The sequence below is a fragment of the Novosphingobium resinovorum genome, assembly GCF_001742225.1.
GTDB lineage: Bacteria > Pseudomonadota > Alphaproteobacteria > Sphingomonadales > Sphingomonadaceae > Novosphingobium > Novosphingobium resinovorum_A.
In genome coordinates, this window is record NZ_CP017075.1 from 2,628,591 (window position 1) to 2,649,408 (window position 20,818).

Annotated in this window: 18 protein-coding genes; 4 read left to right on the forward strand and 14 right to left on the reverse strand. The window is 66.2% G+C overall.

Going from position 1 to position 20,818, the window contains the following annotated elements; all coding sequences use genetic code 11:
* Positions 1 to 166 precede the first annotated feature (166 nt).
* Complete coding sequence (locus BES08_RS12340) at positions 167 to 1,051, forward strand: flagellin (protein WP_008830471.1); 885 nt, start codon at positions 167 to 169, stop codon at positions 1,049 to 1,051.
* 315 nt (positions 1,052 to 1,366) lie between these two features.
* On the opposite strand, the gene BES08_RS12345 is transcribed toward BES08_RS12340, so the two are convergent.
* The 6 genes from BES08_RS12345 to BES08_RS12370 all read right to left on the reverse strand — a co-directional run bounded on the left by BES08_RS12345 (position 1,367) and on the right by BES08_RS12370 (position 9,645).
* Positions 1,367 to 2,488, reverse strand: coding sequence for a nucleoside hydrolase (locus tag BES08_RS12345; RefSeq protein WP_069708465.1), 1,122 nt, complete (start codon positions 2,486 to 2,488; stop codon positions 1,367 to 1,369).
* 64 nt (positions 2,489 to 2,552) lie between these two features.
* On the reverse strand, positions 2,553 to 4,757 hold the full coding sequence (locus BES08_RS12350; RefSeq protein ID WP_037520952.1) for a TonB-dependent receptor: 2,205 nt from the start codon (positions 4,755 to 4,757) through the stop codon (positions 2,553 to 2,555).
* 683 nt (positions 4,758 to 5,440) lie between these two features.
* Entirely contained in the window at positions 5,441 to 5,890 is a 450-nt protein-coding gene (locus BES08_RS12355) for a MaoC family dehydratase (RefSeq protein WP_008832042.1), read from the reverse strand.
* A gap of 1 nt (position 5,891) precedes the next feature.
* The gene (locus tag BES08_RS12360; RefSeq protein ID WP_069708466.1) at positions 5,892 to 7,742 is read right to left on the reverse strand and encodes an acetyl/propionyl/methylcrotonyl-CoA carboxylase subunit alpha; all 1,851 of its coding nucleotides are present in this window, start codon (positions 7,740 to 7,742) and stop codon (positions 5,892 to 5,894) included.
* The gene (locus tag BES08_RS12365) at positions 7,739 to 8,047 is read right to left on the reverse strand and encodes a DUF3088 family protein (protein WP_069708467.1); all 309 of its coding nucleotides are present in this window, start codon (positions 8,045 to 8,047) and stop codon (positions 7,739 to 7,741) included. The genes BES08_RS12360 and BES08_RS12365 overlap by 4 nt, the downstream gene beginning before the upstream one ends.
* On the reverse strand, positions 8,044 to 9,645 hold the full coding sequence (locus BES08_RS12370) for a carboxyl transferase domain-containing protein (protein ID WP_069708468.1): 1,602 nt from the start codon (positions 9,643 to 9,645) through the stop codon (positions 8,044 to 8,046). The genes BES08_RS12365 and BES08_RS12370 overlap by 4 nt, the downstream gene beginning before the upstream one ends.
* A 129-nt stretch (positions 9,646 to 9,774) precedes the next feature.
* Here BES08_RS12370 and BES08_RS12375 point away from each other — a divergent pair, with 129 nt between their 5' ends.
* On the forward strand, positions 9,775 to 10,665 hold the full coding sequence (locus tag BES08_RS12375; RefSeq protein WP_008833139.1) for a LysR family transcriptional regulator: 891 nt from the start codon (positions 9,775 to 9,777) through the stop codon (positions 10,663 to 10,665).
* Positions 10,666 to 10,762: 97 nt separating this feature from the next.
* On the opposite strand, the gene BES08_RS12380 is transcribed toward BES08_RS12375, so the two are convergent.
* The 4 genes from BES08_RS12380 to BES08_RS12395 are packed head-to-tail and all read right to left on the reverse strand — an operon-like array spanning position 10,763 to position 14,124.
* The gene (locus BES08_RS12380; RefSeq protein WP_069708469.1) at positions 10,763 to 11,803 is read right to left on the reverse strand and encodes a zinc-binding dehydrogenase; all 1,041 of its coding nucleotides are present in this window, start codon (positions 11,801 to 11,803) and stop codon (positions 10,763 to 10,765) included.
* Positions 11,800 to 12,813, reverse strand: a complete 1,014-nt coding sequence (locus BES08_RS12385; protein ID WP_069708470.1) for an LLM class flavin-dependent oxidoreductase — start codon at positions 12,811 to 12,813, stop codon at positions 11,800 to 11,802. The genes BES08_RS12380 and BES08_RS12385 overlap by 4 nt, the downstream gene beginning before the upstream one ends.
* Entirely contained in the window at positions 12,813 to 13,316 is a 504-nt protein-coding gene (locus BES08_RS12390) for a nuclear transport factor 2 family protein (protein ID WP_083274757.1), read from the reverse strand. Before BES08_RS12390 ends, BES08_RS12385 begins: the two co-directional genes overlap by 1 nt.
* Positions 13,317 to 13,320: 4 nt before the next feature.
* Positions 13,321 to 14,124, reverse strand: a complete 804-nt coding sequence (locus BES08_RS12395) for an SDR family NAD(P)-dependent oxidoreductase (protein WP_069708472.1) — start codon at positions 14,122 to 14,124, stop codon at positions 13,321 to 13,323.
* A gap of 117 nt (positions 14,125 to 14,241) precedes the next feature.
* Here BES08_RS12395 and BES08_RS12400 point away from each other — a divergent pair, with 117 nt between their 5' ends.
* Positions 14,242 to 14,727, forward strand: a complete 486-nt coding sequence (locus BES08_RS12400) for a GbsR/MarR family transcriptional regulator (protein ID WP_069708473.1) — start codon at positions 14,242 to 14,244, stop codon at positions 14,725 to 14,727.
* Between the two features lie 4 nt (positions 14,728 to 14,731).
* Here BES08_RS12400 and BES08_RS12405 read toward each other — a convergent pair whose 3' ends face one another.
* The 4 genes from BES08_RS12405 to BES08_RS12420 are packed head-to-tail and all read right to left on the reverse strand — an operon-like array spanning position 14,732 to position 19,128.
* A complete protein-coding gene (locus BES08_RS12405; protein WP_069708474.1) occupies positions 14,732 to 15,763 on the reverse strand; it encodes a DUF2889 domain-containing protein in 1,032 nt (343 codons plus the stop codon).
* A gap of 33 nt (positions 15,764 to 15,796) precedes the next feature.
* Positions 15,797 to 16,834, reverse strand: coding sequence for an NADP-dependent oxidoreductase (locus BES08_RS12410; protein WP_069708475.1), 1,038 nt, complete (start codon positions 16,832 to 16,834; stop codon positions 15,797 to 15,799).
* A gap of 1 nt (position 16,835) precedes the next feature.
* Positions 16,836 to 17,651, reverse strand: a complete 816-nt coding sequence (locus BES08_RS12415; RefSeq protein ID WP_069708476.1) for an SDR family NAD(P)-dependent oxidoreductase — start codon at positions 17,649 to 17,651, stop codon at positions 16,836 to 16,838.
* A gap of 19 nt (positions 17,652 to 17,670) precedes the next feature.
* Positions 17,671 to 19,128 carry an aldehyde dehydrogenase family protein gene (locus BES08_RS12420; protein ID WP_069708477.1) on the reverse strand — a complete coding sequence of 486 codons (1,458 nt, stop codon included), beginning with the start codon at positions 19,126 to 19,128 and terminating at the stop codon, positions 17,671 to 17,673.
* Between the two features lie 212 nt (positions 19,129 to 19,340).
* Between BES08_RS12420 and BES08_RS12425 the strand changes: the two genes are divergently transcribed.
* The gene (locus tag BES08_RS12425) at positions 19,341 to 20,792 is read left to right on the forward strand and encodes an NAD-dependent succinate-semialdehyde dehydrogenase (RefSeq protein WP_069708478.1); all 1,452 of its coding nucleotides are present in this window, start codon (positions 19,341 to 19,343) and stop codon (positions 20,790 to 20,792) included.
* Positions 20,793 to 20,818 lie beyond the last annotated feature (26 nt).

Here is a 20,818-nt window from a genome sequence, read left to right on the forward strand (position 1 = left end):
CTGGGATGACGGGCTTTTGTCGGAGAGCCCGGGAAAGCATTCCTATAGTTTTTCCACAGGCCGCAACCATCCTTTAACGACTCCTCCTAGAATAAAGTCGCACCCGTATCTTTCGGGATTGCGAGAGGCCGCAGAATCGGCCGGTAACCTAGAAGGGAAAATTGAAATGGCGTTTTCGGTCAACACCAACAGCGGCGCGATGGCAGCTCTCCAGAGCCTCAACGCGACGAACAAGTCGATGGAAACCACCCAGAGCCGTATCACCACGGGTCTGAACGTTGCCTCGACCAAGGACGACTCGGCGAAGTACACGGTCGCCCAGACGCTCCGCGGCGATCTTGGCAAGCTGGGCGCGGTCACCACCTCGCTCAACAACGCCAAGTCCGTCACGGACGTCGCCGTCGCCGGTGCGGAACAGATCTCCGACCTCGTCAACCAGATGAAGTCGAAGGCTCTCGAAGCATCGGATGCCGGTCTCGACAACGAAAGCCGCAAGGCGATCTCCAACGATCTGCTGACCCTCAAGAAGCAGATCAACACGGTGATCGAAGGTTCGAGCTTCAACGGCACGAACCTGCTCAAGGGCACTGCGGCCACCGTGGCAACGGACGGCAAGGTCAGTGCACTGCAGTCGATCAACGGCGATACGCTGACGGTCGCCAACCAGGCACTGAGCGAAGCGGCGACCACCGCGTTCGGCGATTCCTCGACCGACACCGACATCACCAATGTCGGCGTCGTCGATGACGGTACGGCAACGACCGGCTCGGGTGCGGCAGATGCGCTCCTGACCAAGCTCGACACCATGTTCGACACGGTCAAGACCAGCCTCTCCGACCTCGGCGCCGGTTCGCGTCAGATCGAAGGTCAGCTCAGCTTCAACAGCAACCTGAGCGACGTGATCACGACCGGCATCGGCAGCCTTGTCGATGCGGACCTCGCCAAGGAGTCGGCGAACCTTCAGGCTCTCCAGGTCCAGCAGCAGCTGGGCGTGCAGGCCCTGTCGATCGCCAACCAGTCGCCGCAGACGCTCCTGTCGCTGTTCCGCTAAGGACGGCGCCAGGCCCCTTCCGCTTGCGGGAGGGGACCATTTCGAAAGGCCGGGACGGTTCGCCGCCCCGGCCTTTCTTTATGGGGTGGCGAGAGCGGGGCGGCGCGGAGAGGCCCACCCCGCTGCGACTAGGACCTGCGGTCCAAGTCTCGCTCCCCTCCCTCCTTCGACAAGCTCAGGATGAACGGGAGGGGAAACATGCGCCTCGCCCTCCCGCCTGCGGGAGGGCCGGAAGGCTTATGAGCGCAGCGAATCAGCCGGACGGGGTGGGCCTGCCGCCCTTCCCTCCCCACTCATCCTGAGCCTGTCGAAGGATCACTTCGCCGCCACCGCCTTCACGATCACCTCGTCCAGCTTGCGCGGATCGACCGACATCACCACGCGCGCCTTCTGCTCGCCGAGGCCGGGCTGGTAATGCTCGCGCCAGCTGAGCGTATCGCCGTAAGTCGCGCCGAACGCCGCGTCGTAATCGACGTAGAGGTCCTCCGCCCCGGTCACCACCGAGGGATCGAGCAGCACGGCGGCGACGATCTCGTCCCACAGCGGGAAGCCCGGCTCGAAGCCCGCGATCACCTTGCCCAGTTCCGGCTTCGCGCCCTTCGCGGCGCGGTCGAGCAGCTTGCGGCTCAGCTGCGTCGCGGTCGAGGGATCGACCGGGATCACGGTGATCTGCTTCCACGGCGCGCGGCTGACGATGCTGGCGGCCTCGGGGTCGAGGCGGATGTTGAATTCGCGGCGCGGCGAATTGGCGAACTCGCGCGCGAACTCGACGGCCGAGCGGTCATCGAGCACGCGGTGCGGGTTGAAGCTGCCGCCCATGTAGATCAAGCCTTTGGCAAGGCTCGCAAATTCTGGATCGAGACGCTGCGCCAGCGCAAGGTTGGTCATCGGACCACCCTCGACGATGGTGATCTGGCCGGGGTACTTGCGGACCATCTCGATCATGAAGACGGCGGCCATCTTCGAGGCGACCTTGGTGGTCGGCGCGCCCCAGGGCAGGTTCGAAAGGTCGTAGGGGGTGTAATAAGGCGGCGTCGACTGCTGCGTGGGCTCGACCCACTGCTTCATCCACGCGCCCTTCCATGTCAGCTTGCCGTAAAGCGCTTCCCAGCGCTCGGTCGCCTTTTCGGTGTTCATGAGGGGATAGACCGCGCCCTGCGCCACCGGGACGTCAGTGCGCCCCATCAGTTCTAGCCCCCGAAGCTGCAGCGCCGCGCCGCGCGGTGCCCACCAGTTGCCGGTTACGCTGGTCACGCCCACCACGTCGATCTGCGGCGAATTGAGCAACATCATGTGCATGAGCGAGAAGCCCTCGTCATCGATGATGACTTTCTGCGGGGCGGGCTTGTCCTCGGCCCGCACAGGCAGGGCGAAACAGACCGCCGCCGCCGTCAGCAGCGAGGAGACAGCGCGGATCACGGCATTCAGGGGGGGCATCGGTTATCCTTGTTGGCAGACCATACGAAAAGGGCGCCGGTTTGACCCGGCGCCCTTCGCTTCATCAGAAGTTGAAGCGGACTTCGCCGCCGATGATGCGCGGTTCGTTGAGCATCGCCGTCAGGTTGTTGAAGTCGATCGCGCCGACGACGCGGATCTGGTTGGTGATGTTGCGGGCGAACGCCGCAACCTCGTAGCCGCGCTTGTTGTCGCGGTAGCCGACGCGCGCGCCGCCCTCGAGGTAGGCCTTACCCGTGAACTCGATCGAGTCGTACAGGAACAGGTTGATCTTCGAGCGGTACGACCAGTCGGTGTAGGCGAAGATCTCGTTGTCGTTGCCCAGCGGCACGGCGTAGCGCAGCGTCGCGTTGCCGATCCAGCGCGGAGCCTGCGGCAGACGGTTGCCGTCGATCGCGGCCAGCGTAGTGCCGTTCACGGTCACCAGCGGATCGGTCACGGTGCAGCCGCCGCCGCAAGGCGCGACGTAGAGGTCCTTGTCCTTCAGTTCGGTGTAGTTGTAGCTGCCGCCCAGCGTCAGCACGAGGTTTTCGACCGGGGTGGCCGAGAATTCCGCCTCGACGCCGTAGCCGATCGCCTTCTTCGCGTTCATCAGCTGCGTGACGTTCGAACCACCGCCAACGGCGGTCAGCTGGATGTTCTTGGTGTCGAAGTAGTAACCATCGACCGAGAAGTTGAACAGTCCGGGCTGCTCGGTCTTGAAGCCGACTTCGTAGGAGGTCGTCGTCTGCGGCTTGGCCATCGTCGCGACACCGGCGGCGGTGTCGTTCTTGAGCGCCGCGCCGAGGTAGCCCGATGCCACGCGGGCGTAGATGCTGCTCGACGAGGAGAGCTTGAACGTCGCGCTGCCGTCCCAAGACAGCTTCGAACCGTTGGCGCGGCCGGTGGAACGCGCGGCGGTCGTCGAATCGATGTCGGCGCCACTGACGAGGACGCCATAGCGCTTGTCATGCGACCAGCGCAGGCCGCCACGCAGGATCAGCGAATCCACCGGCGTGTACTCGACCGAGCCGAAGGCCGCATACGTCTCGTTGTCGAGGTGCGAGACGCTGGTGGGCGAATAGGCGTTGGTGTTGGACCACGAACCGCTCGCGCTCTCGAGGTTCTGGTTGAAGTAGTATGCGCCCGCCTGGAAGCTGACGTCGCCGAACTTCTTCGAAGCGAAGCGCAGTTCCTGGCTGAACTCCTTCGGCGTGGTGTCGCCGCCGGTCTGGACCTGGAACGGGACGTTGCCGACGTAGCCGCCGTCGATGTCGCCGCGCGAGAAGACGCTGGCGCGCTCCCATGCGGTGATCGAGTAGAGCGAACCGGCGCCGTCGAACTCATAGCTGGTCTGGATGTTGGCGCCCCAGCTTTCCAGGGTCTGCGGGTTCGAGCCGTTCTGCGCCGTATGCTCGATGTCGTAGCCGGCGACGAGGTCGTTGGTGCCCTTCTGGATCGCGTTCGCACGGAACAGGCGCGCGGTGCCCTTCAGCGAGCGGGCGTGCGCGTTGACGAGGATGTCGAGCGGACCGTCCTCGTACTCCAGCTGGAAGCGACCGGCGTAGTCCTGGTAGCCTTCGAACTTCTTCTCGTTAATGGTCGCGGCGTAGTCGTTCTTGACCCAGTCGTCACGGCGCTGGACGAGGCCCGCGACGCGGAAGCGCAGCTTGTCGGTCAGCGGCGCGCCGACGGCGGCTTCCAGGTTGACGGTGTTGTAGGTCGCCCACGAAGCGCTGACGTGACCGTCCACTTCCTCGGTCGGACGCTTGGAGGTCAACTTGACCACGCCTGCCGGCGTGTTGCGGCCGAACAGCGTGCCCTGCGGTCCCTTCAGAACTTCGACGTTCTCGAGGTCGAAGGCCGGGAAAGCCTTGAGCATCGGGCTTTCGAGCGCAACGTTGTCGTACACCACCGAAACCGGCTGCGCCGCGTCAGCGCTGAAGTCGGTGTTGCCAAGGCCGCGGATGTAGAAGCGCGGAAAGGTGCGGCCGAACGAGGATTCGATCTGCAGGCTGGGCACGCGCGCGGCAAGGAAGCGGATGTCCTGGCCGCTGGAGTTCAGCACGGCCAGCTTCTCGCCCGAAAGCGTCGAAACCGCGACCGGCACGTCCAGCGCACGCTCTTCGCGGCGCAGCGCGGTCACGACGATTGCGTTGTCTCCCTCTTCGGCCACCGGAGCGCCGCTCTGCGCAAGGGCAGGCGCGGCGAACGAAGCGGAAATCGCGAGGACCGAAACCGCCGTAAAACGGCGCAAACGAGCAGAATTCAAAATTACCCCCTGAGGTAGCCATGTTTTGGGATGGGGGGCCGATAAGCTGACCAGCGCTGTCATTCAACAGCAATGAACCGCACAGCGCGTTGCGAAAAATGGCGCGGCAATTTTGCAACGCAACATGGCAACCGGGCTCGGAGTCGCGCGCAAAGGCGGCTTGCGGGTTCACCAAGAAACCGCAGCGTCAGCAACGGTTAAAGACGTTATCACGGACTTCGTTAAAGAGGTTAAGGCTTCCTGCGACCGCACTGCAGCAAGCATATTTGGCGAGACTGGTGAAATGTCCGTGTTTGCCGTGCCCCGGCGCGTTCCCGTAGTGTCGAGGCCGCATGGCATCGCACGATTTTTGCATCAGGTTTTGCCGAACCTGTGCCAGCGACGTTCAACCAGGCAAGCTTTTACGGGAGCAATGATTCTGTCGTCCCGGTTCGGACACGACACTTCCGGAACGCGCCTCGCCCACTTGATCGGCGATGGTGCCTTGCCCGACGACGCCGCCCCCGGATAGCCAACGACTTTTCTTTATCGGTGAAGTGCTTGCCTGATAGGCACGATACCAACGCTTGAACCGTTCATGAGGCGCGCAAACCTTGCTTCGGCTACCCCGACCAGTAAACTTCTTGCCCGAGTCCGTGACGTCGCGGACGGAGAGCTCGCACATCCTCAGGTTTGCTTCGCAATCACACCCCTTTCTTCAGCAGCACGGTCCGGAGCATCGATAGAGCCACTTCCCCGCGCTGGTTGGTCAACTCGTGCCGGAACACGACGATCCCTTGTCCGGGCCGCGACCTGCTCTCGCGCATCTCGACCACTTCGCTCGCGCAGGTCAGGGTATCGCCGATGAAGGTCGGCTTGGGCGTAATCACTTTGTCGAAGCCGAGGTTGGCGACGAGCGTGCCGACTGTCGTGTCCGCGATCGACAGGCCCACCGCCAGGCTGAAGGTGAAGGTCGAATTGACCAGGATCTGCCCGAACTCGCTGGCTTTCGCGGCCTCAGCGTCGAGGTGCAGGGGCTGCATGTTGTGGGTCATCGCCGAGAACAGCAGGTTGTCGGTCTCGGTGACGGTACGGCTCGGCTGATGCGTCAGGCGGTCACCGACCTGCCATTCATCGAAAAAACGTCCGGGCATCCTAGTCGGTCTCCTCGATCTGCACGAGTAGGGCATCGACCTGCACCTGCTGGCCGGGGGTCGCCGCGAGCGCCCTGACGGTGCCATCGAACGGCGCGGTCAAGGTGTGCTCCATCTTCATGGCTTCGAGGGTCAGGAGTTTCTGTCCCTTGGTCACCGTCTCGCCCTGTTTCACCTCGACGGCGATGACCTTGCCCGGCATGGGTGCAACGATCGCGCCGGAACTGTCTGCCGCGCCATGCGCGCCGTCGCGTCGCCATGGCGCCAGCAGCCAGGCCTGCCCCTGTTCGGTGACGAGGACGCTGCTGGCAGGCTCGTCGCTCCCATCGTCAATCTCGAGCTCGATCTTCTCGCCTTCGAGCAGGAACCACGCGGTTCGCCGCGGCGGCGCGTTCAGCCGCAGGCCCGGCGCGATGCCGGCCGGAACGAGTGACGAAGCGCCCGCACGAAGGGTATCGGCCGAAGGCACCGGCGGCTGCGCCAGAGCCTCGCCGTCGCGCCCGATCAGACCGGTATCGACTTTGCCTGCCGCGAAGTCGGGGTGCTGCAGCGCTTTGACGAGGAACGAGGCATTGGTACGTACCGGCCAGACGGCGGTGTCCTCGAGCATCGCGCCGAGCCGTTCCCGCGCCTCGTCGCGGTCGTCGCCCCAGGCGATGATCTTGGCGATCATGGGATCGTAGAAGGGCGAGACTTCGGCGCCTTGCGTGACGCCGGTGTCGATGCGCCCTGTTTCCTTGGCGCCCTCGGATTCGCCGAACTGCAGCAGTTCTAGGCGGCCGATGCTGGGAAGGAAGCCCTTCGCCGGGTCTTCGGCATAGAGGCGCGCCTCCATCGCCCAGCCGTCGATGCTCAGGTCGTGCTGCGCCAGAGGCAGCGGCTCGCCGCTGGCAACGCGCAGCTGCCATTCGACGAGATCGACCCCGGTGATCGCCTCGGTGACCGGGTGCTCCACCTGCAGGCGGGTGTTCATCTCCATGAACCAGATGCGATCGGCGGAGAGTGCGCCAGAGCCGTCGGCGATGAACTCGATGGTCCCGGCGCCGACATAGTCCACGGCCTTTGCGGCGCGCACGGCGGCGGCGCACAGCGCCTCGCGCGTGGCCAAGTCCATGCCCGGCGCGGGGGCTTCCTCGATGACCTTCTGGTGGCGGCGCTGAAGCGAGCAGTCGCGCTCGAACAAGTGGACGACGTTGCCGTGCCGGTCGCCGAAGACCTGCACCTCGATGTGGCGGGGAGAGGCTATGTACTTCTCGATCAGCACGTGGTCGTTGCCGAACGAAGCGGCCGCCTCGCGCTTGCAGGAGGCGAGCGCGTCGGCGAAGGCGTCGGCACTCTCGACGAGGCGCATGCCTTTGCCGCCGCCGCCCGCGACGGCCTTGATGAGCACCGGGTAGCCGACCTTGTCGGCCTCCTGGCGTAGCAAGTCGGGTTCCTGGTTCGCGCCCATGTAGCCCGGCGTCACCGGAACTCCGGCCTCAGCCATGAGCGTCTTGGCGGCGTCCTTCAGACCCATTGCCGTGATCGAGGACGGGTTCGGACCGACCCAGACCAGCCCCGCGTCGATGACGGCCTGCGCGAACTCGGCGTTCTCGGACAGGAAGCCGTAACCCGGGTGAATGGCCTCGGCCCCGGTCGCCTTCGCGGCGGCGAGAATTTTCTCGCCCACAAGGTAGCTCTCGCGCGTGGGCGAGGGGCCGATGTGGACGGCCTCGTCGGCCTCGCGAACGTGGAGGGCCTGTGCATCGGCGTCGGAAAAGACCGCGATGGTGCGGATGCCCATGGCCCGCGCGGTACGGATGATGCGGCAGGCGATCTCGCCGCGATTGGCGATGAGCAGAGAAGTGATCATGGATGACGCTCCGGGAAGCCGTGGCGGGTATGGAGCGCTGCCAACAGCGGCTCGATTGCGTTGACGAAGCCGCCTTCGGCAAAGGCCAGCGCAGGCAGGTTCTGGTTGTCTTTGCCCAGTACCGCGACGACTTCGCTGCGGGGGCGCGGCCATCCGACGCGCACGACCTCGATATTCGCGGCGCGATCGGGGAACAGCGCAAGCAGGCCCTCCACCGTGACACTGTCCTTGCAGTAGAAATGGCGCCCTTCGTAGGCCGGGTCCGGCCAGTCGAAGTCGAGCACGAACAGAGTATCCTTGCTCACATCCGGAACACCCCGAAGCGGGGCGCCTCCTCGATCGGGGCTTCGAGGCACGCGGAGAGTGCCAGACCCAGCACGTCGCGGGTCTGCACGGGGTCGATCACCCCGTCGTCCCACAGCCGCGCGGTGGCGTAGTAGGGGTTGCCCTCGTCCTCGTACTTCTGGCGGATCGGGGCCTTGAAGGCTTCGGCATCCTCGGGGCTCCAGTTGGCGGCATCGCGATGGACCGTCGCCAGTACCGACGCCGCCTGCTCGCCGCCCATCACCGAGATGCGCGCATTGGGCCAGGTGAACATGAAGCGCGGGTCGTAGGCGCGCCCGCACATCCCGTAATTGCCCGCACCGAACGAGCCGCCGATCAAGACCGTCAGCTTAGGCACTTGCGCGGTGGCGACAGCGGTGACCAGCTTGGCGCCGTGCTTGGCGATGCCCTCCGCCTCGTACTTGCCGCCGACCATGAAGCCCGAGATGTTCTGCAGGAACAGCAGCGGGATGCCGCGCTGGCAGGCCAGTTCGATGAAATGCGCGCCCTTCTGCGCGCTCTCGGAGAAAAGCACGCCGTTGTTGGCGAGGATCGCCACGGGCAGCCCGTGGATGTGCGCGAAACCGCAGACCAGCGTGGAGCCGTAGAGCGCCTTGAACTCGTGGAACTCGGACCCGTCGACGATGCGGGCGATAACCTCGTGGACATCGTAAGGCGCGCGCACGTCCTCGGGGACGATCGAATAGAGTTCCTCGGCCGCGTATCTGGGCGGCCGGGGGTCCTGCACCGCAAGGCGATGGCGATGCGCAGGGCCAAGGTGGCTGACGATGTCGCGCACGATGGTCAGCGCATGCTCGTCATCCTGCGCCAGATGATCGGTGACGCCCGACTTGCGCGAATGGAGATCGCCGCCGCCCAGATCCTCGGCGCTGATGACTTCTCCGGTCGCGGCCTGCACCAGCGGCGGCCCGGCGAGGAAGATCGTGCCCTGATCCTTCACGATCACGCTTTCGTCACTCATGGCCGGAACATAGGCGCCGCCTGCCGTGCAACTGCCCATGACGCTGGCGATCTGCGGGATGCCCCGCGCGCTCATCTGCGCCTGGTTGAAGAAGAAGCGCCCGAAGTGGTCGCGGTCGGGGAAGACCTCGGCCTGGTTGGGCAGGTTGGCGCCGCCGCTGTCGACGAGGTAAATGCAGGGCAGACGATTGGTCGCCGCGATCTCCTGCGCGCGGATGTGCTTCTTGACGGTCAGCGGAAAGTAGGTGCCGCCTTTCACCGTCGCGTCGTTGGCGAAGATCATGCATTGCCGTCCCGACACACGGCCGATTCCGGCAATGATCCCGGCGCCGGGCACCTCGTCCCCATAGAGACCATTGGCGGCAAGCTGGCCGATTTCGAGAAAGGGCGAGCCGGGATCGAGGAGCCGCTCGACACGGTCGCGCGGCAGCAGCTTGCCCCTGCCTATGTGCCGCTCACGTGCCCTTGCGTCCCCCCCAAGTGCCGCTTTCGCCACCCGTTCGTGCAACTCGGCGGCGAGCGCGCGGTTGTGCGCGTCGCGTGCCCGGGCTTCAGGGCTGTCGAGATTCAGGGTGGTCTGCAGGACCGGCGCGCTCATGCCTCTTCCTTCCGTGCGGGCGGCGCCAGTTTGCCTTGGGCCTGCCTTGTCGATTTGCCGCATCTATCTAGACAGCAGTAATGAAAAGCGGAAATTGAAAGTTTCCGCACCTCGTCATAGACAGTATCTATGATTGATCAGTATCTCCTGCGCTACTTCCTGGCCGTGGCAGAGACCGGCAACTTCAGCCGCGCGGCCAGGCGCGTGAGCGTGACTCAGCCTACCTTGTCTGTAGGGATCGCCAAGCTGGAGCGCGAACTGGGGGCGAGGCTGTTTGACCGCGACCGCCAGCGCGTGGCCCTGACCCCCGCCGGCAGCCGCTTTCTCGTACGCGCCCGCCGCATCGCCGCCGAATACGAGCATGCTCTTGTCGAACTCAGTGAAGTCACCGATCCCACCTTGCTGCGCGTTGGCGTGCTCAACACGATTCCCACGCGCCTCGTTGAACGCTGGCTCACCGCGCACCGCGCGCTAGGTTCAGGCGAGACGCTAGAGATACTCGACGGGTCTGAGCGCGACATCGCCGAGCGGCTAGAGCGCGGCCGCATCGACCTGGCGCTAAGCGTGATCCGCCCACACCATCCCCGATTCGCACCCGAAGTGCTTGCCCGCGAACGCTACATGATGGTCCTGCCGCCCGATCATCCGCTAGCGAACGAGAGTGAAGTGCAGGCCGAACAGCTCGCCCGCGATCGCATGGCCCTGCGCCGCCACTGCGAGGCCCTGCCCGAGATCAACCGCTTCTTCGTGGAGCGCGGCGTGAGACCGCGTTTCGTCCTCAAGACCACAAGCGACGAGCGAGTGCTGGCCGTTGTGCGTAGCGGTGCCGGGATCGGCATGATGCCCGAAAGCTTCGCCGCGGGTCCCGAGCGCTTCGTGCCGGTGCGCGATTTCAAACTTGTGCGCGAGATCGGACTGCTGCACGCCGGAGCGGCATGCGTGGAACAAGGCAGAGCAAGCCCGCTCATTGCGATGGTCAGAGCCCATTACGGCACAACTGATCTGAGGAGGTCAATCTGATCGCCAGCTGTCGACCGTCTGCCGCACGGCACAGACCACCACCTTTGGGCTGTACCGCCGGATACGCCACCTTGCCAAAAAGCTCTGCCAAGCTCCTCTACGAAAGCTGTAGGCGCGGATCGACGACAGTCCGTACCGACGTTCCAGGGCCGGAGAGATTGGCGATAGCTGCGGCCACGGAGCCGAGCCCGATACGCTCGCCAAGCCACGGCGCCACGTCGATCCGGCCCTCGGCTATACTGCGCATCGCGAGGTCCATGTCCTGCGGCTCCTCGCCGCCGGCGAACTGGATGTTGAGCCGCTTGTTCTGCGCGGCGAAGACGTAGAGCGGCTCGGGCTCCATGCAGTAGCCGCCCATGACGAGGCGGCCGTCGAACGGCATGCTCTCGATGATCCGCTGCAACATGCCGGGCACGCCGACGTTCTCGTAGACGAGATTGACGCGCCGCCCGCCGAGATCGGGCAGCGGCCCGTAGGGATCGACTTCGCGCGGGTCGATGGCGATGTGCGCGCCCGCCTTCAGCGCCAGTTCGCGCCGGTCGGCGTGGAAGTCGGCCGCGACGATCGGCACCGCTCCCGCCAGAGCCAGACCCGCGACAACGCCCAGGCCTATCGCCCCGCAGCCCAGCACCAGCGCTACGTCGTCCTTGCCGGGGCGGCCGCGCCGCGCATGTTCGAGGCCCACGGCAAGCGGTTCGATCAGGGCCGCATGATCATCCGGCAGACCCTCGGGCACTTCGAGCAGGAAGTCCTCGTCGAGCAACATCAGTTCTCCGCACCCGCCCGGACAATCGTGGCTGAAACCGACGACGGCGTGCGCTCCACCCTGCCGCATGATCGGCACCGACGTCACCCGCCGTCCGGGCGCGACCGGGCGGCGGCTACCGGCACCGTAGTCGATGACCTCGCCGACGAACTCGTGGCCCGGCACGAAGGGACGCGTCTCGTCGAGACCCGCATAAGGCCCGCCCATGCGGCGCGACAGCTCGATGACGTGACGACCACCGGTCAGGAAGTGGGCGTCCGATGCGCACAATCCGCAGGAATGCGTGCGCACCAGCGCCTGCCCCCGACGCGGTTCCGGGTCGGGCAATTCGCGCACATGCACCGCGCCGTTCTCGATACAGGCCGCCTTCATGCCGCAATCGCCTCGCGCAGCGCCGGCATCGTCGCGGCAAGCAGCCTCAGGTTCTTCCACCCCTCCTCAGGCGCGAGGCCGCCAAGCAGGGGCTGGAAGCCGATGTTGCCCCCTTCTGCCGCGCCCACCTTGTCGAGCAGCATCTGCGGCGTCCACGCCGCGAAGAGCCCGGCGTGCCGCAGCTTGGCGGGATCGGTGAGACCCTTGAAGGGCGAGTTGGAGCCGTCGCCCTCGGCTTCGGCCCACTTCGCGTATTCGGTGATCACGTGAACGGCATGCGGCGCGATGGCGTCCCAGCCCTGGTCCGGGTCCTCACACAAGTGGATCGCCATCGGCATGCCGGGACGCGGGCGGAAATACCGGCGCGGTGCATGGCCGAGCCGCGCGCATTCGGCGAGGTAGATCTCGACGAGTTCGCCCTTCATCGGCCCGAACCCGACCCCGAACTTCGCCGCGCGCTTCGCGGACGCCGGCACGCCGCCGCCGACGAGGATGATGTCCTCCGGCTCCTGCACCGGCAGCGGGCGCACGAAGATCGGCCGCGCGCCGCTTCCGTCGTCATGCTCGAAGCGCTCGCCCCTGAGCGCGCGCAGGATGATCTCCAGCCCCTCGTCCATCCGCTTCGCCCGGTCCTTGAGCGACTGGCGGAACATCGCGAATTCGTACGGCACGTAGCCCGCGCCGAAGATCACCCCCAGCCGCCCGTTCGCCATGTTGTCGAGCACCGCGATCTGCTCGGCCAGTTCGAGCGGATCGTGCAGCGGCAGGATCACCGCGCCCAGCAGGAAACGGATGCGCCTGGTCACCGCCGCCATGCCGCCCGCGAGGACGAAAGGCTGCGGCAGGTAGCCGTCCTGCGAGCCGTGATGCTGCATCAGGCCGATCTGGTCGGCGCCGATCTCGTCGGCAAAGGCGGCCATCTCGATCGCGGCGCGGTAAAGCTGCGGCGTCGGGCTCGCCCATTGCGGCGAGCGCATGTCGAACGACACCGAAATCGTGAAGTCCTTCATCACGCCTCTCCCTGCAGGCCATGGGCGAGCGCCGCGTAGGAAGGGTCGGACCCGTCCCGGCGCGCGCGGTCATGGCGGTACATCTCGGTGACGTCGCGCACGCAATCGTAGTCGGTGACGGTGTCGCGGCGGTCGATGCGCCAGGTCCCATCGCGCCGCGACCAGCGGTCGCAATAGCGCGACCACACTTCCATCTGCACAAGCCTGCCTTCGCGCTCCATCCGCAGCGTCGCGGTGACGTAGGCCTCGCTTCCGGCCCGGTCACCATCCACCTCGATCAACACGTTGGAGATCTGGTGCGAATGCGCCAGCAGCCCGCCGTGCGCGGCGCAAATCCAGTCGATCGCCGCGCGCCCGCTGCCCTTGAAGCCGCGCTCTCCGTAATCGACCGCCGCGTCCTCATGAAACACCCCGTGGCCGAGCGCGATGTCGAGACGGTCGACGCTGCGGCAGTAACGATAGAGCTGCTCGGTGATGGCCTGTTTGTCTGCCAGTTCGGTCATCGCTTCACCCTTTCGCATAAGCAGCGGAGATGGCCGCGATCCGGCGAATTCGCTCGCGGCGCTGCGCGGCCGAGGACGCGGACATCACCGCCTCGTCGTCCGCCTCACCCCAATTGCAGACGGGGCCGAACGGCAGACGGGCCAGGCCGAGCCGGGCGACCTCTTCGGCATCGGCAAGGCCGTCAGGCACCGCGATACCCCGCGCCGCCATCAGTTCTCGGTGCGCGGGCGTGTCGGTCCGGCCGAGCACGAAGCTGAGCACGTCGACGCCGTGCGGTTCCAGTTCGGCCCAGAGCGCCTCGCACAGCACGAGATCGAACGCCTTGGTCGCCGCGTAGACGTTGATGCCCGGAAGCCCGCCGTAGCAGGCCCCCGAGCCCACCACCATCAGCCCGCCCCGCCCGCGTGCGCGCATCGGCGCGGCGAAGGCATGGAGCGCGCGGGTCACCGTCACCACATTGCGGGCGACAAGCGCGTCCCAGTTGAAAACCTCGGTATCGAGGAACATCGCCCCGTTGGGATCGGCGCCGGCGTTGAGGATCAGCAACCCGACCTCGCGCCCGGCGGCGGCATCCTGCAACTGTTCGGTCGCATCCATTGCAGCCAGATCGATCGATGCAGTCACGCATTCCACCTTGCTGCGCAGTTCTGCGGCCAGCGCCTCCAACGGCCCCTCGCGGCGGGCGACGAGGATGAGGTTCACCCCCATCTGCGCAAGCTGGCGCGCAAAGGCCGCGCCGGTCCCTTCGGATGCTCCGGCGATCAGCGCCCAGGGGCCGTATCGCGTGGTGAACGCCTGCTGCTCCATGTCATCGTCTCCCTCGGGTAACGGACGGCCATCGCCTGCACGCCGCACGCACGCTCATCGAATCCGGCGCTTGCATTTGCGCTGGCACCCGACACTCAAATTCAGTAAATCCAGAATATGTCGAACTTCAAGCCATCACAGCAGGACGAAGCCTTTCTTGACGCCATGGCGATGTTGATGGCCCCCTGGGGCTGGCCCCGGCCGGTCGGGCGCATCTACGCCTACCTGCTCCTGCGCGAGGAACCGGCGACTCTCGACGAGATCGCAGCCGACCTCGGCATGAGCAAAAGCAACGCCAGCGTGGCCGCCCGCACGCTCGAGCATTGCGGCAACGCCCGCAGGCAGGGAGAGCCGGGGAGTCGCCGCATCTACTACTCAGTGCCGTCCGAGTTCAGTGGCCCATTCTTCGAAAAGGCGCAGTTGCTCGATCGGCAGGTGCGCCTGTTCGCCGGGCAGCGTGAGCGCGACATTAGCGCCCCCGTTGCCGACCGCTTCGCCCGTATCAGCGCCTTCTACACCGCGATGCGCGAAGCGATCGAGGGCGTGATCGCCGAACCACAATCCGAGGCCGAGGCCGAGCGAACCGCAACGCGTACGCGGTAATCCGTCAGCCTGACACCGAACCCTCGATCCGCGCTGCCAACGCCGGTACGTCGGCCAGCGCCCGCAGCGCGTCGTTGAGGTGCGTGCAGCCTTCCGGCCCGCGCAGCTGCGCCAGCACGTCCTCGCGAATCTCGGCAAGGTTGCAGCCGACCAGCCGCTGCGTATTCGCGGTCGCCCCCGGGCATTCGGAGAACGGCAGTATCCGCGCCTCGGGCTCGAGTGAGAGCACTTCCAGCGTCTGCGCATCGACGCGGGCGGTAAGGCGGTATTCGTGGATCGCCACGCGGCCGCCGTCGCGGCGCTTTGCGCTGTCCTGGAAAGCGGAATCGATGAGGATCACCCCTGCTTCCGCGTCCCGCGTCACATCGATCCGGCGCGCGCGGCGAAAGCCCGGGCCATCATCTTCGGCAAGATCGTGCCACCCCAGCGGGTCGGCAGGGTTGCGCAGATCGCCCGCGTCCGCGCTCGCGACCTTTTCCGGATCGACATCGCCGGACACGCCGCTGTTCCCCTCCTGCAGCCCCCAGCACACGTTGACGCGCTGGGCCATCATCTGCGCGTGCTGCGCCTCGCCGAGCTTTTCACGCAACCGGTCAGCCCAGTCGGGATGCCACTGCGACCACGCGAAGGAACTGACCAATGCCGTGCCGGACAAGTCGTCGAGCACGATGTAAAGCGGGTGGGCGGCGGCGACCATGTCCGGCATGACCTCGCGCAGCAGGCCGCGCAGGTGACCGCCCGCGCGCGCGCCGACGAGATGGGCGATCGCCTCGCAGTCCGGCTGCGCCGCGATTGCGGTGATCGTCTTGTCCTCGCTCATGCGCGCCTCGTAGCGCGCCTCGGCAAGGGTCAGGCCGTCCTCGCCCGCCAGCGGCGTCCACAAGTCGCGCGCGGCGCCCACGAAGCGGCGCTGGCCGTCGAGGCCGTCGGGCCAGGAAACGTCGATGCTGGTCGTGCGGCGGACCGAGCCCGCCGTGCGCTGCGGGGCGGGATTGGCGGTGCTGCGCGGCGGCGGCGGAAGCGTGCTCGTGACCATGACAAATGACGCTGCACCCTCCGGTCCCATCGATCAACCCTGCGCGGCAACCCGCACCAGCAGCTTGCCGACGTGGTCATGGCCCGAAAACACGCTGGAAAAGGCCGCAGGCGCCGCCTCGATGCCTTCGACGACGGACTCGGCGAAACGGATGCGGCCTTCCTTCATCCACCGGGCGATATCCTCCAGCCCCTGCTGCCCGGCCAGCATTCCGGCAAAGCCCCGGATCTCGAGTCCCTTGTTCATGATCAGCCGATAGAAACCGGGCAGGCGATCCGGCCCCGGACCTTCCATGCCCACCCCGTAATAGGCGATGAACCCGCACATCGCCATGCGTGCACCGCGCTTGAGGAGCGGCAGGACGGTCATCGTCACCTCGCCGCCGACATTGTCGAGATAGACCTCCGCCCCATCGGGCATCGCGGCCCTGAGCTGGTCGGCAAAATCCGGCGCCTTGTAATCGGCCGCCGCATCGAAGCCGAGATCGAGCAGCGCCGCGCACTTGGCCGCACCGCCCGCAATACCGACCGCCCGCCCGCCGAGCACCTTGACGATCTGCCCGGCGATCGAGCCCACCGCGCCCGCCGCCGCCGAGATCACCACCGTCTCGCCCGCCTTGACCCGGCCGACCTTGACGATGCCCTCGTACGCGGTCTGCCCCGGCCCGCCGAGCACGCCAAGCGCGGTAGAGACCGGCGCCAGCGACCTGTCCAATTTGCGCGGCGGGCCGCGATAGTCGCTGAGGTCCGGCGCGAGCACGGCATATTCCTGCCAGCCTGAACGCCCTTCGACCACGTCGCCCACCGCGTAATCGGGATGGCTGGAGGCGATGACCTCGCTGACCACCGGCCCAACCATGGGCTGGCCCAGTTCCATGCGCCCCGCGCCGGTCAGCACCGTCTCGTCCACCGAGAAGCGCAGCAGGGGATCGACGGCGATGTAGAGCGTCTTCAGCAGGATCTCGCACTCGCCGGCCTCCGGCACGGGCACTTCCTCGATGCGAAAGTCGCCGGGCTTCGGATTGCCCTGCGCATAAGCGGCAAGGACAACCTGCTTCATCGTCGCGGCCATCTCAGCCTCCCGTCTTGCGACCGGCGGAGAGCCCGCCATCGACCGGAAGGTTGACGCCGGTGATATTGCCCGCAAGATCGGAGGCGAGAAACAGCGCGGCGCTGGCTGTATCGCGCGGGTCGATCGCCTTGCCCAGCGGGTGCGCCTTGCCCATGCCTTGCAGGATGCGCTCACGGTTGTCGCTGTCGGGATCCATCCCGGCGTAGTGCGTGAGCATCCCGGCGGGGCAGACGGCGTTGACGCGAATACCCTTGTCCGCGACCTCGATGGCGAGAGCGCGCGTGAGCTGCACGACCGCGCCCTTGGTCGCGCCGTAGAGCACGCCGCCGTAGCCCATCAGCCCCGCGACCGATGCGGTGGAGACGATCGCGCCGCCGCTCCCTAGTCCTTCCCCGGCCTGCTTCTCGAACTGCCGAATCGCCGCCTGACAGCCGTAGACCACGCCGTTGATGTTGACGTCCTCGACCCGCTTCATTTCCTCGGGTTCGCATTCGACGAGTGAGCGCAGGCCCTTGCCGGGGACCGGGCTGATGGTGATGCCGGCGTTGTTGTAGATGATGTCGAGCCGCCCGAAGCGCTCCACGGCCTGCGCCACGGCGGCATCGACGCTGGCCGGATCGGCGACATTGCAGGTGACCGCCAGCGCCTCGCCGCCCGCCGCTTTCGCAAGCGCCGCGGTTTCCTCGGCGTTGTCGCCGTCGATGTCGGCGGCGACGACCTTCGCGCCATGCTCGCAGAACAGCAGCACTGCCGCGCGGCCGAGACCCGAGCCCGCGCCTGTGATGAGGGCGACCTTACCTTGGACCAGTCCTTCCATCGTCCTTGCTCCCGTTCCCTCAGCCACCGATGTTCAAGGTGGTCATCATCTGGAATTCGCGCAGGCCCTCGACCCCGCGTTCGCGGCCGAGGCCGCTCATTTTGATGCCGCCGCCGCTGGCGTAGCTCGACATCACCGCGCCGTTGACGTTGACCGCCCCGCTACGGATTTTCAGCCCGACCTCCAGCGCCTTGACCTTGTCCGTCCCGTGGACCCAGCCGGAGAGGCCGAAGCGGCTGTCGTTGGCCATCTCCACCGCGTGATCGAGATCACGGTAGCCGATCACGCCGACCACCGGTCCGAAGATCTCCTCCTGCGCGGCGGGGTTGGAATTGTCCGGCAGGTCGAGCACCGTGGGCTCCCAGTAGAAGCCCTTGGCGATACCCTCCGGCCGCTTGCCGCCGCACACCACGCGGCCGCCCGCTTCCACCGCAGCCTGGGTGAAGTGCGTGCAGCGGTCGCGCTGGGCGGCGCTGATGACCGGGCCGAGCTGGGTTGCCGGATCGCTCGCCGGCCCGATCTTCACGTCCGCAAGCAATTTGGCCATGGCGTCGAGGACTTCGGCCTTGGTCTCCTGCGGCACGAAAACCCGCGTCCCCAGCACACAGCCCTGTCCCGCGTGCGAAGTGCAGACCGAGAGCGCGGCAGAGGGTGCACGCGCAACCGCGTCGGGCAGGTAGATTTGCGCCGACTTGCCTCCCAGCTCCAGCACCAGCCGCTTGAGCGTCGGCGCTGCCTGCTCCGCCACCTTGGCCCCCACAGAACACGAGCCGGTGAACGAGACCATATCGACGCGCGGATCGGTGGTCATCGCAAGGCCTCCCGCGAGGCCCGGCTCGACGATCACGTTCATGACCCCGGGCGGAAGGCCCGCTTCTTCGGCCGCTTCGGCGAAAATCATGGATGAGATGGGAGTCAGCGGATTGGGCCGCAGGACCACCGTGTTACCCGCCATGAGCGCGGGAACGACTTTCCAAAACGCGGTATAGAACGGCACGTTGTAGGCCGAAATCGCCGAGACCACGCCGAGCGGCGACCAGCGCTTGAGGCTCTGCACGACGAAGTGCGGATTGACCCGCTCGTGGATCGGCAGAGGGTTTTCCTCCTGCTGCGGAAGGCGCAGGAACAGGTCGATGATCTCGTCGGTCATGCGCAGCGGCACGTGGACCTGCGCGCCCATGACCGTCGCCGAGACCGGGCATCCTGCTTCCTCGATTGCGCATTTCTTTAGGAAATCCGCCCGTTTGCGCATCGCCTCCCCGAAGCGCGCCATGATTTTTGCGCGCTCCTTCATCGACAGGCCCGACCATGCGCCGGAATCGAAGGCCTGCCGCGCGGCGCCGATCGCCGCGTCGGCCTGCGCTGCCGAAACGCCGACCACTTCGGCCACCACCGATTCGTCGGACGGGTTCTGCACCTCGAACCGCTCGCCTTCGCCGCGCACGAAGCTGCCGCCGATATACCCTGCGTATTCCAAGCCCGCTCTCCTGAACTTATTCGCATTGGCGAATTATTGTTCACATCATAGACTAGCCGACACGCGGAGAGGCGTCAATCGCGCCACCCTCGCGCTTGTCGCAGGAGGCGCGGACGACTTGTAACCGCTAGGGCTCGTCCCTAGACCATGCCGGAACCCGCGAGTGTCCGTTCGAGACGCTCCACCGGCAACAACTGAGGAACCCGCACGAAATGGCCTACACCGATTTCCTGAAGCAGCAGTGCTACATCGACGGCGCGTGGGTCGAAGCGGATTCGGGTGCTTCCTTCGAGGTCACCGACCCCGGCACCGGCAAGGTGCTGGGCACCGTTCCGAAGATGGGCGCCGACGAAACCGCCCGCGCGATCGACGCCGCCGAGGCCGCCCTCCCTGCATGGCGCGCCAAGACCGCCGGTGAGCGCGCGAAGCTGATGCGCAAGCTGTTCGAACTGATGCTCCAGCACCAGGACGACCTCGGCGAACTGCTCAGCCGCGAACAGGGCAAGCCGCTGGCCGAGGGCAAGGGCGAGATCGCCTATGGCGCCAGCTTCATCGAGTGGTTCGCCGAAGAGGGCAAGCGCGCTTACGGCGACGTCATCCCCGGCCATGCCGCCGACCGCCGCATCGTTGTGATCAAGCAGGGCGTCGGCGTCGTCGCCGCGATCACGCCGTGGAACTTCCCCAATGCGATGATCACCCGCAAGCTAGGCCCGGCGCTTGCGGCGGGCTGCACCATCGTTATCAAGCCCGCTTCAGCCACGCCCTATTCGGCGCTGGCGATCGCGCAGTTGTGCGAGATGGCGGGCATCCCCAAGGGCGTCGTCAACGTCGTCACCGGCAGTGCAGGGCAGATCGGCTCGACCCTGACCGCCAGCCCCAAGGTCGCCAAGCTGACTTTCACGGGCTCGACCGAGATCGGCCGCGACCTGCTGCGCGAATGCGCCGAGACGATCAAGAAGTGCTCGATGGAACTGGGCGGCAACGCCCCGTTCCTGGTCTTCGACGATGCCGATGTGGATGCCGCGATCGAAGGCGCGATGATCTCCAAATTCCGCAACGGCGGCCAGACCTGCGTGTGCACCAATCGCTTTTACGTGCAGGACGGTGTCTACGACGAGTTCGTCGAGAAACTGGCTGCGCGTGTCAGCGGCATGAAGGTCGGCTACGGCCTTGATGCCGGCACCGAAGTTGGCCCTCTGATCGACGAGAAGGCGGTAGAGAAGGTCGAGGAACACCTGAAGGACGCGGTCGATGGCGGCGCGAAGGTGCTCGCAGGCGGCCAGCGCAATCCGCTCGGCGGCAGCTTCTTCAACCCCACCGTGGTGGCGGGCGTGAAGCCCGACATGAAGCTGGCCCGCGAGGAGACCTTCGGGCCGCTCGCCGGCGTGATCCGCTTCACCGACGAGGCCGACGCCATCCGCATGGCCAACGATACCGAGTTCGGCCTCGCCAGCTACTTCTACGCCAGCGACCTGAGCCGCGTATGGCGTGTGGCCGAGGCGCTGGAAGCGGGCATGGTCGGCATCAACACCGGCCTGATCTCCACCGAAGTTGCTCCGTTCGGCGGCGTCAAGCAGTCGGGCCTCGGCCGCGAAGGCTCGCACTACGGACTCGATGACTACATGGAGGTCAAGTACCTCTGCATGGGCATCAAGCCGGCCTGACCCAAGGGCTTCGACAGGCTCAGCCT

Bases quoted from the DNA above. Each gene is read 5' to 3' on its own strand.
- BES08_RS12340 (WP_008830471.1), top strand. From the start codon at position 167: ATGGCGTTTTCGGTCAACACCAACAGCGGCGCGATGGCAGCTCTCCAG.
- BES08_RS12345 (WP_069708465.1), bottom strand. From the start codon at position 2,488: ATGCCCCCCCTGAATGCCGTGATCCGCGCTGTCTCCTCGCTGCTGACG.
- BES08_RS12355 (WP_008832042.1), bottom strand. From the start codon at position 5,890: ATGCCCGGACGTTTTTTCGATGAATGGCAGGTCGGTGACCGCCTGACG.
- BES08_RS12360 (WP_069708466.1), bottom strand. From the start codon at position 7,742: ATGATCACTTCTCTGCTCATCGCCAATCGCGGCGAGATCGCCTGCCGC.
- BES08_RS12370 (WP_069708468.1), bottom strand. From the start codon at position 9,645: ATGAGCGCGCCGGTCCTGCAGACCACCCTGAATCTCGACAGCCCTGAA.
- BES08_RS12375 (WP_008833139.1), top strand. From the start codon at position 9,775: ATGATTGATCAGTATCTCCTGCGCTACTTCCTGGCCGTGGCAGAGACC.
- BES08_RS12380 (WP_069708469.1), bottom strand. From the start codon at position 11,803: ATGAAGGCGGCCTGTATCGAGAACGGCGCGGTGCATGTGCGCGAATTG.
- BES08_RS12385 (WP_069708470.1), bottom strand. From the start codon at position 12,813: ATGAAGGACTTCACGATTTCGGTGTCGTTCGACATGCGCTCGCCGCAA.
- BES08_RS12390 (WP_083274757.1), bottom strand. From the start codon at position 13,316: ATGACCGAACTGGCAGACAAACAGGCCATCACCGAGCAGCTCTATCGT.
- BES08_RS12395 (WP_069708472.1), bottom strand. From the start codon at position 14,124: ATGGAGCAGCAGGCGTTCACCACGCGATACGGCCCCTGGGCGCTGATC.
- BES08_RS12400 (WP_069708473.1), top strand. From the start codon at position 14,242: ATGTCGAACTTCAAGCCATCACAGCAGGACGAAGCCTTTCTTGACGCC.
- BES08_RS12405 (WP_069708474.1), bottom strand. From the start codon at position 15,763: ATGGTCACGAGCACGCTTCCGCCGCCGCCGCGCAGCACCGCCAATCCC.
- BES08_RS12410 (WP_069708475.1), bottom strand. From the start codon at position 16,834: ATGGCCGCGACGATGAAGCAGGTTGTCCTTGCCGCTTATGCGCAGGGC.
- BES08_RS12415 (WP_069708476.1), bottom strand. From the start codon at position 17,651: ATGGAAGGACTGGTCCAAGGTAAGGTCGCCCTCATCACAGGCGCGGGC.
- BES08_RS12425 (WP_069708478.1), top strand. From the start codon at position 19,341: ATGGCCTACACCGATTTCCTGAAGCAGCAGTGCTACATCGACGGCGCG.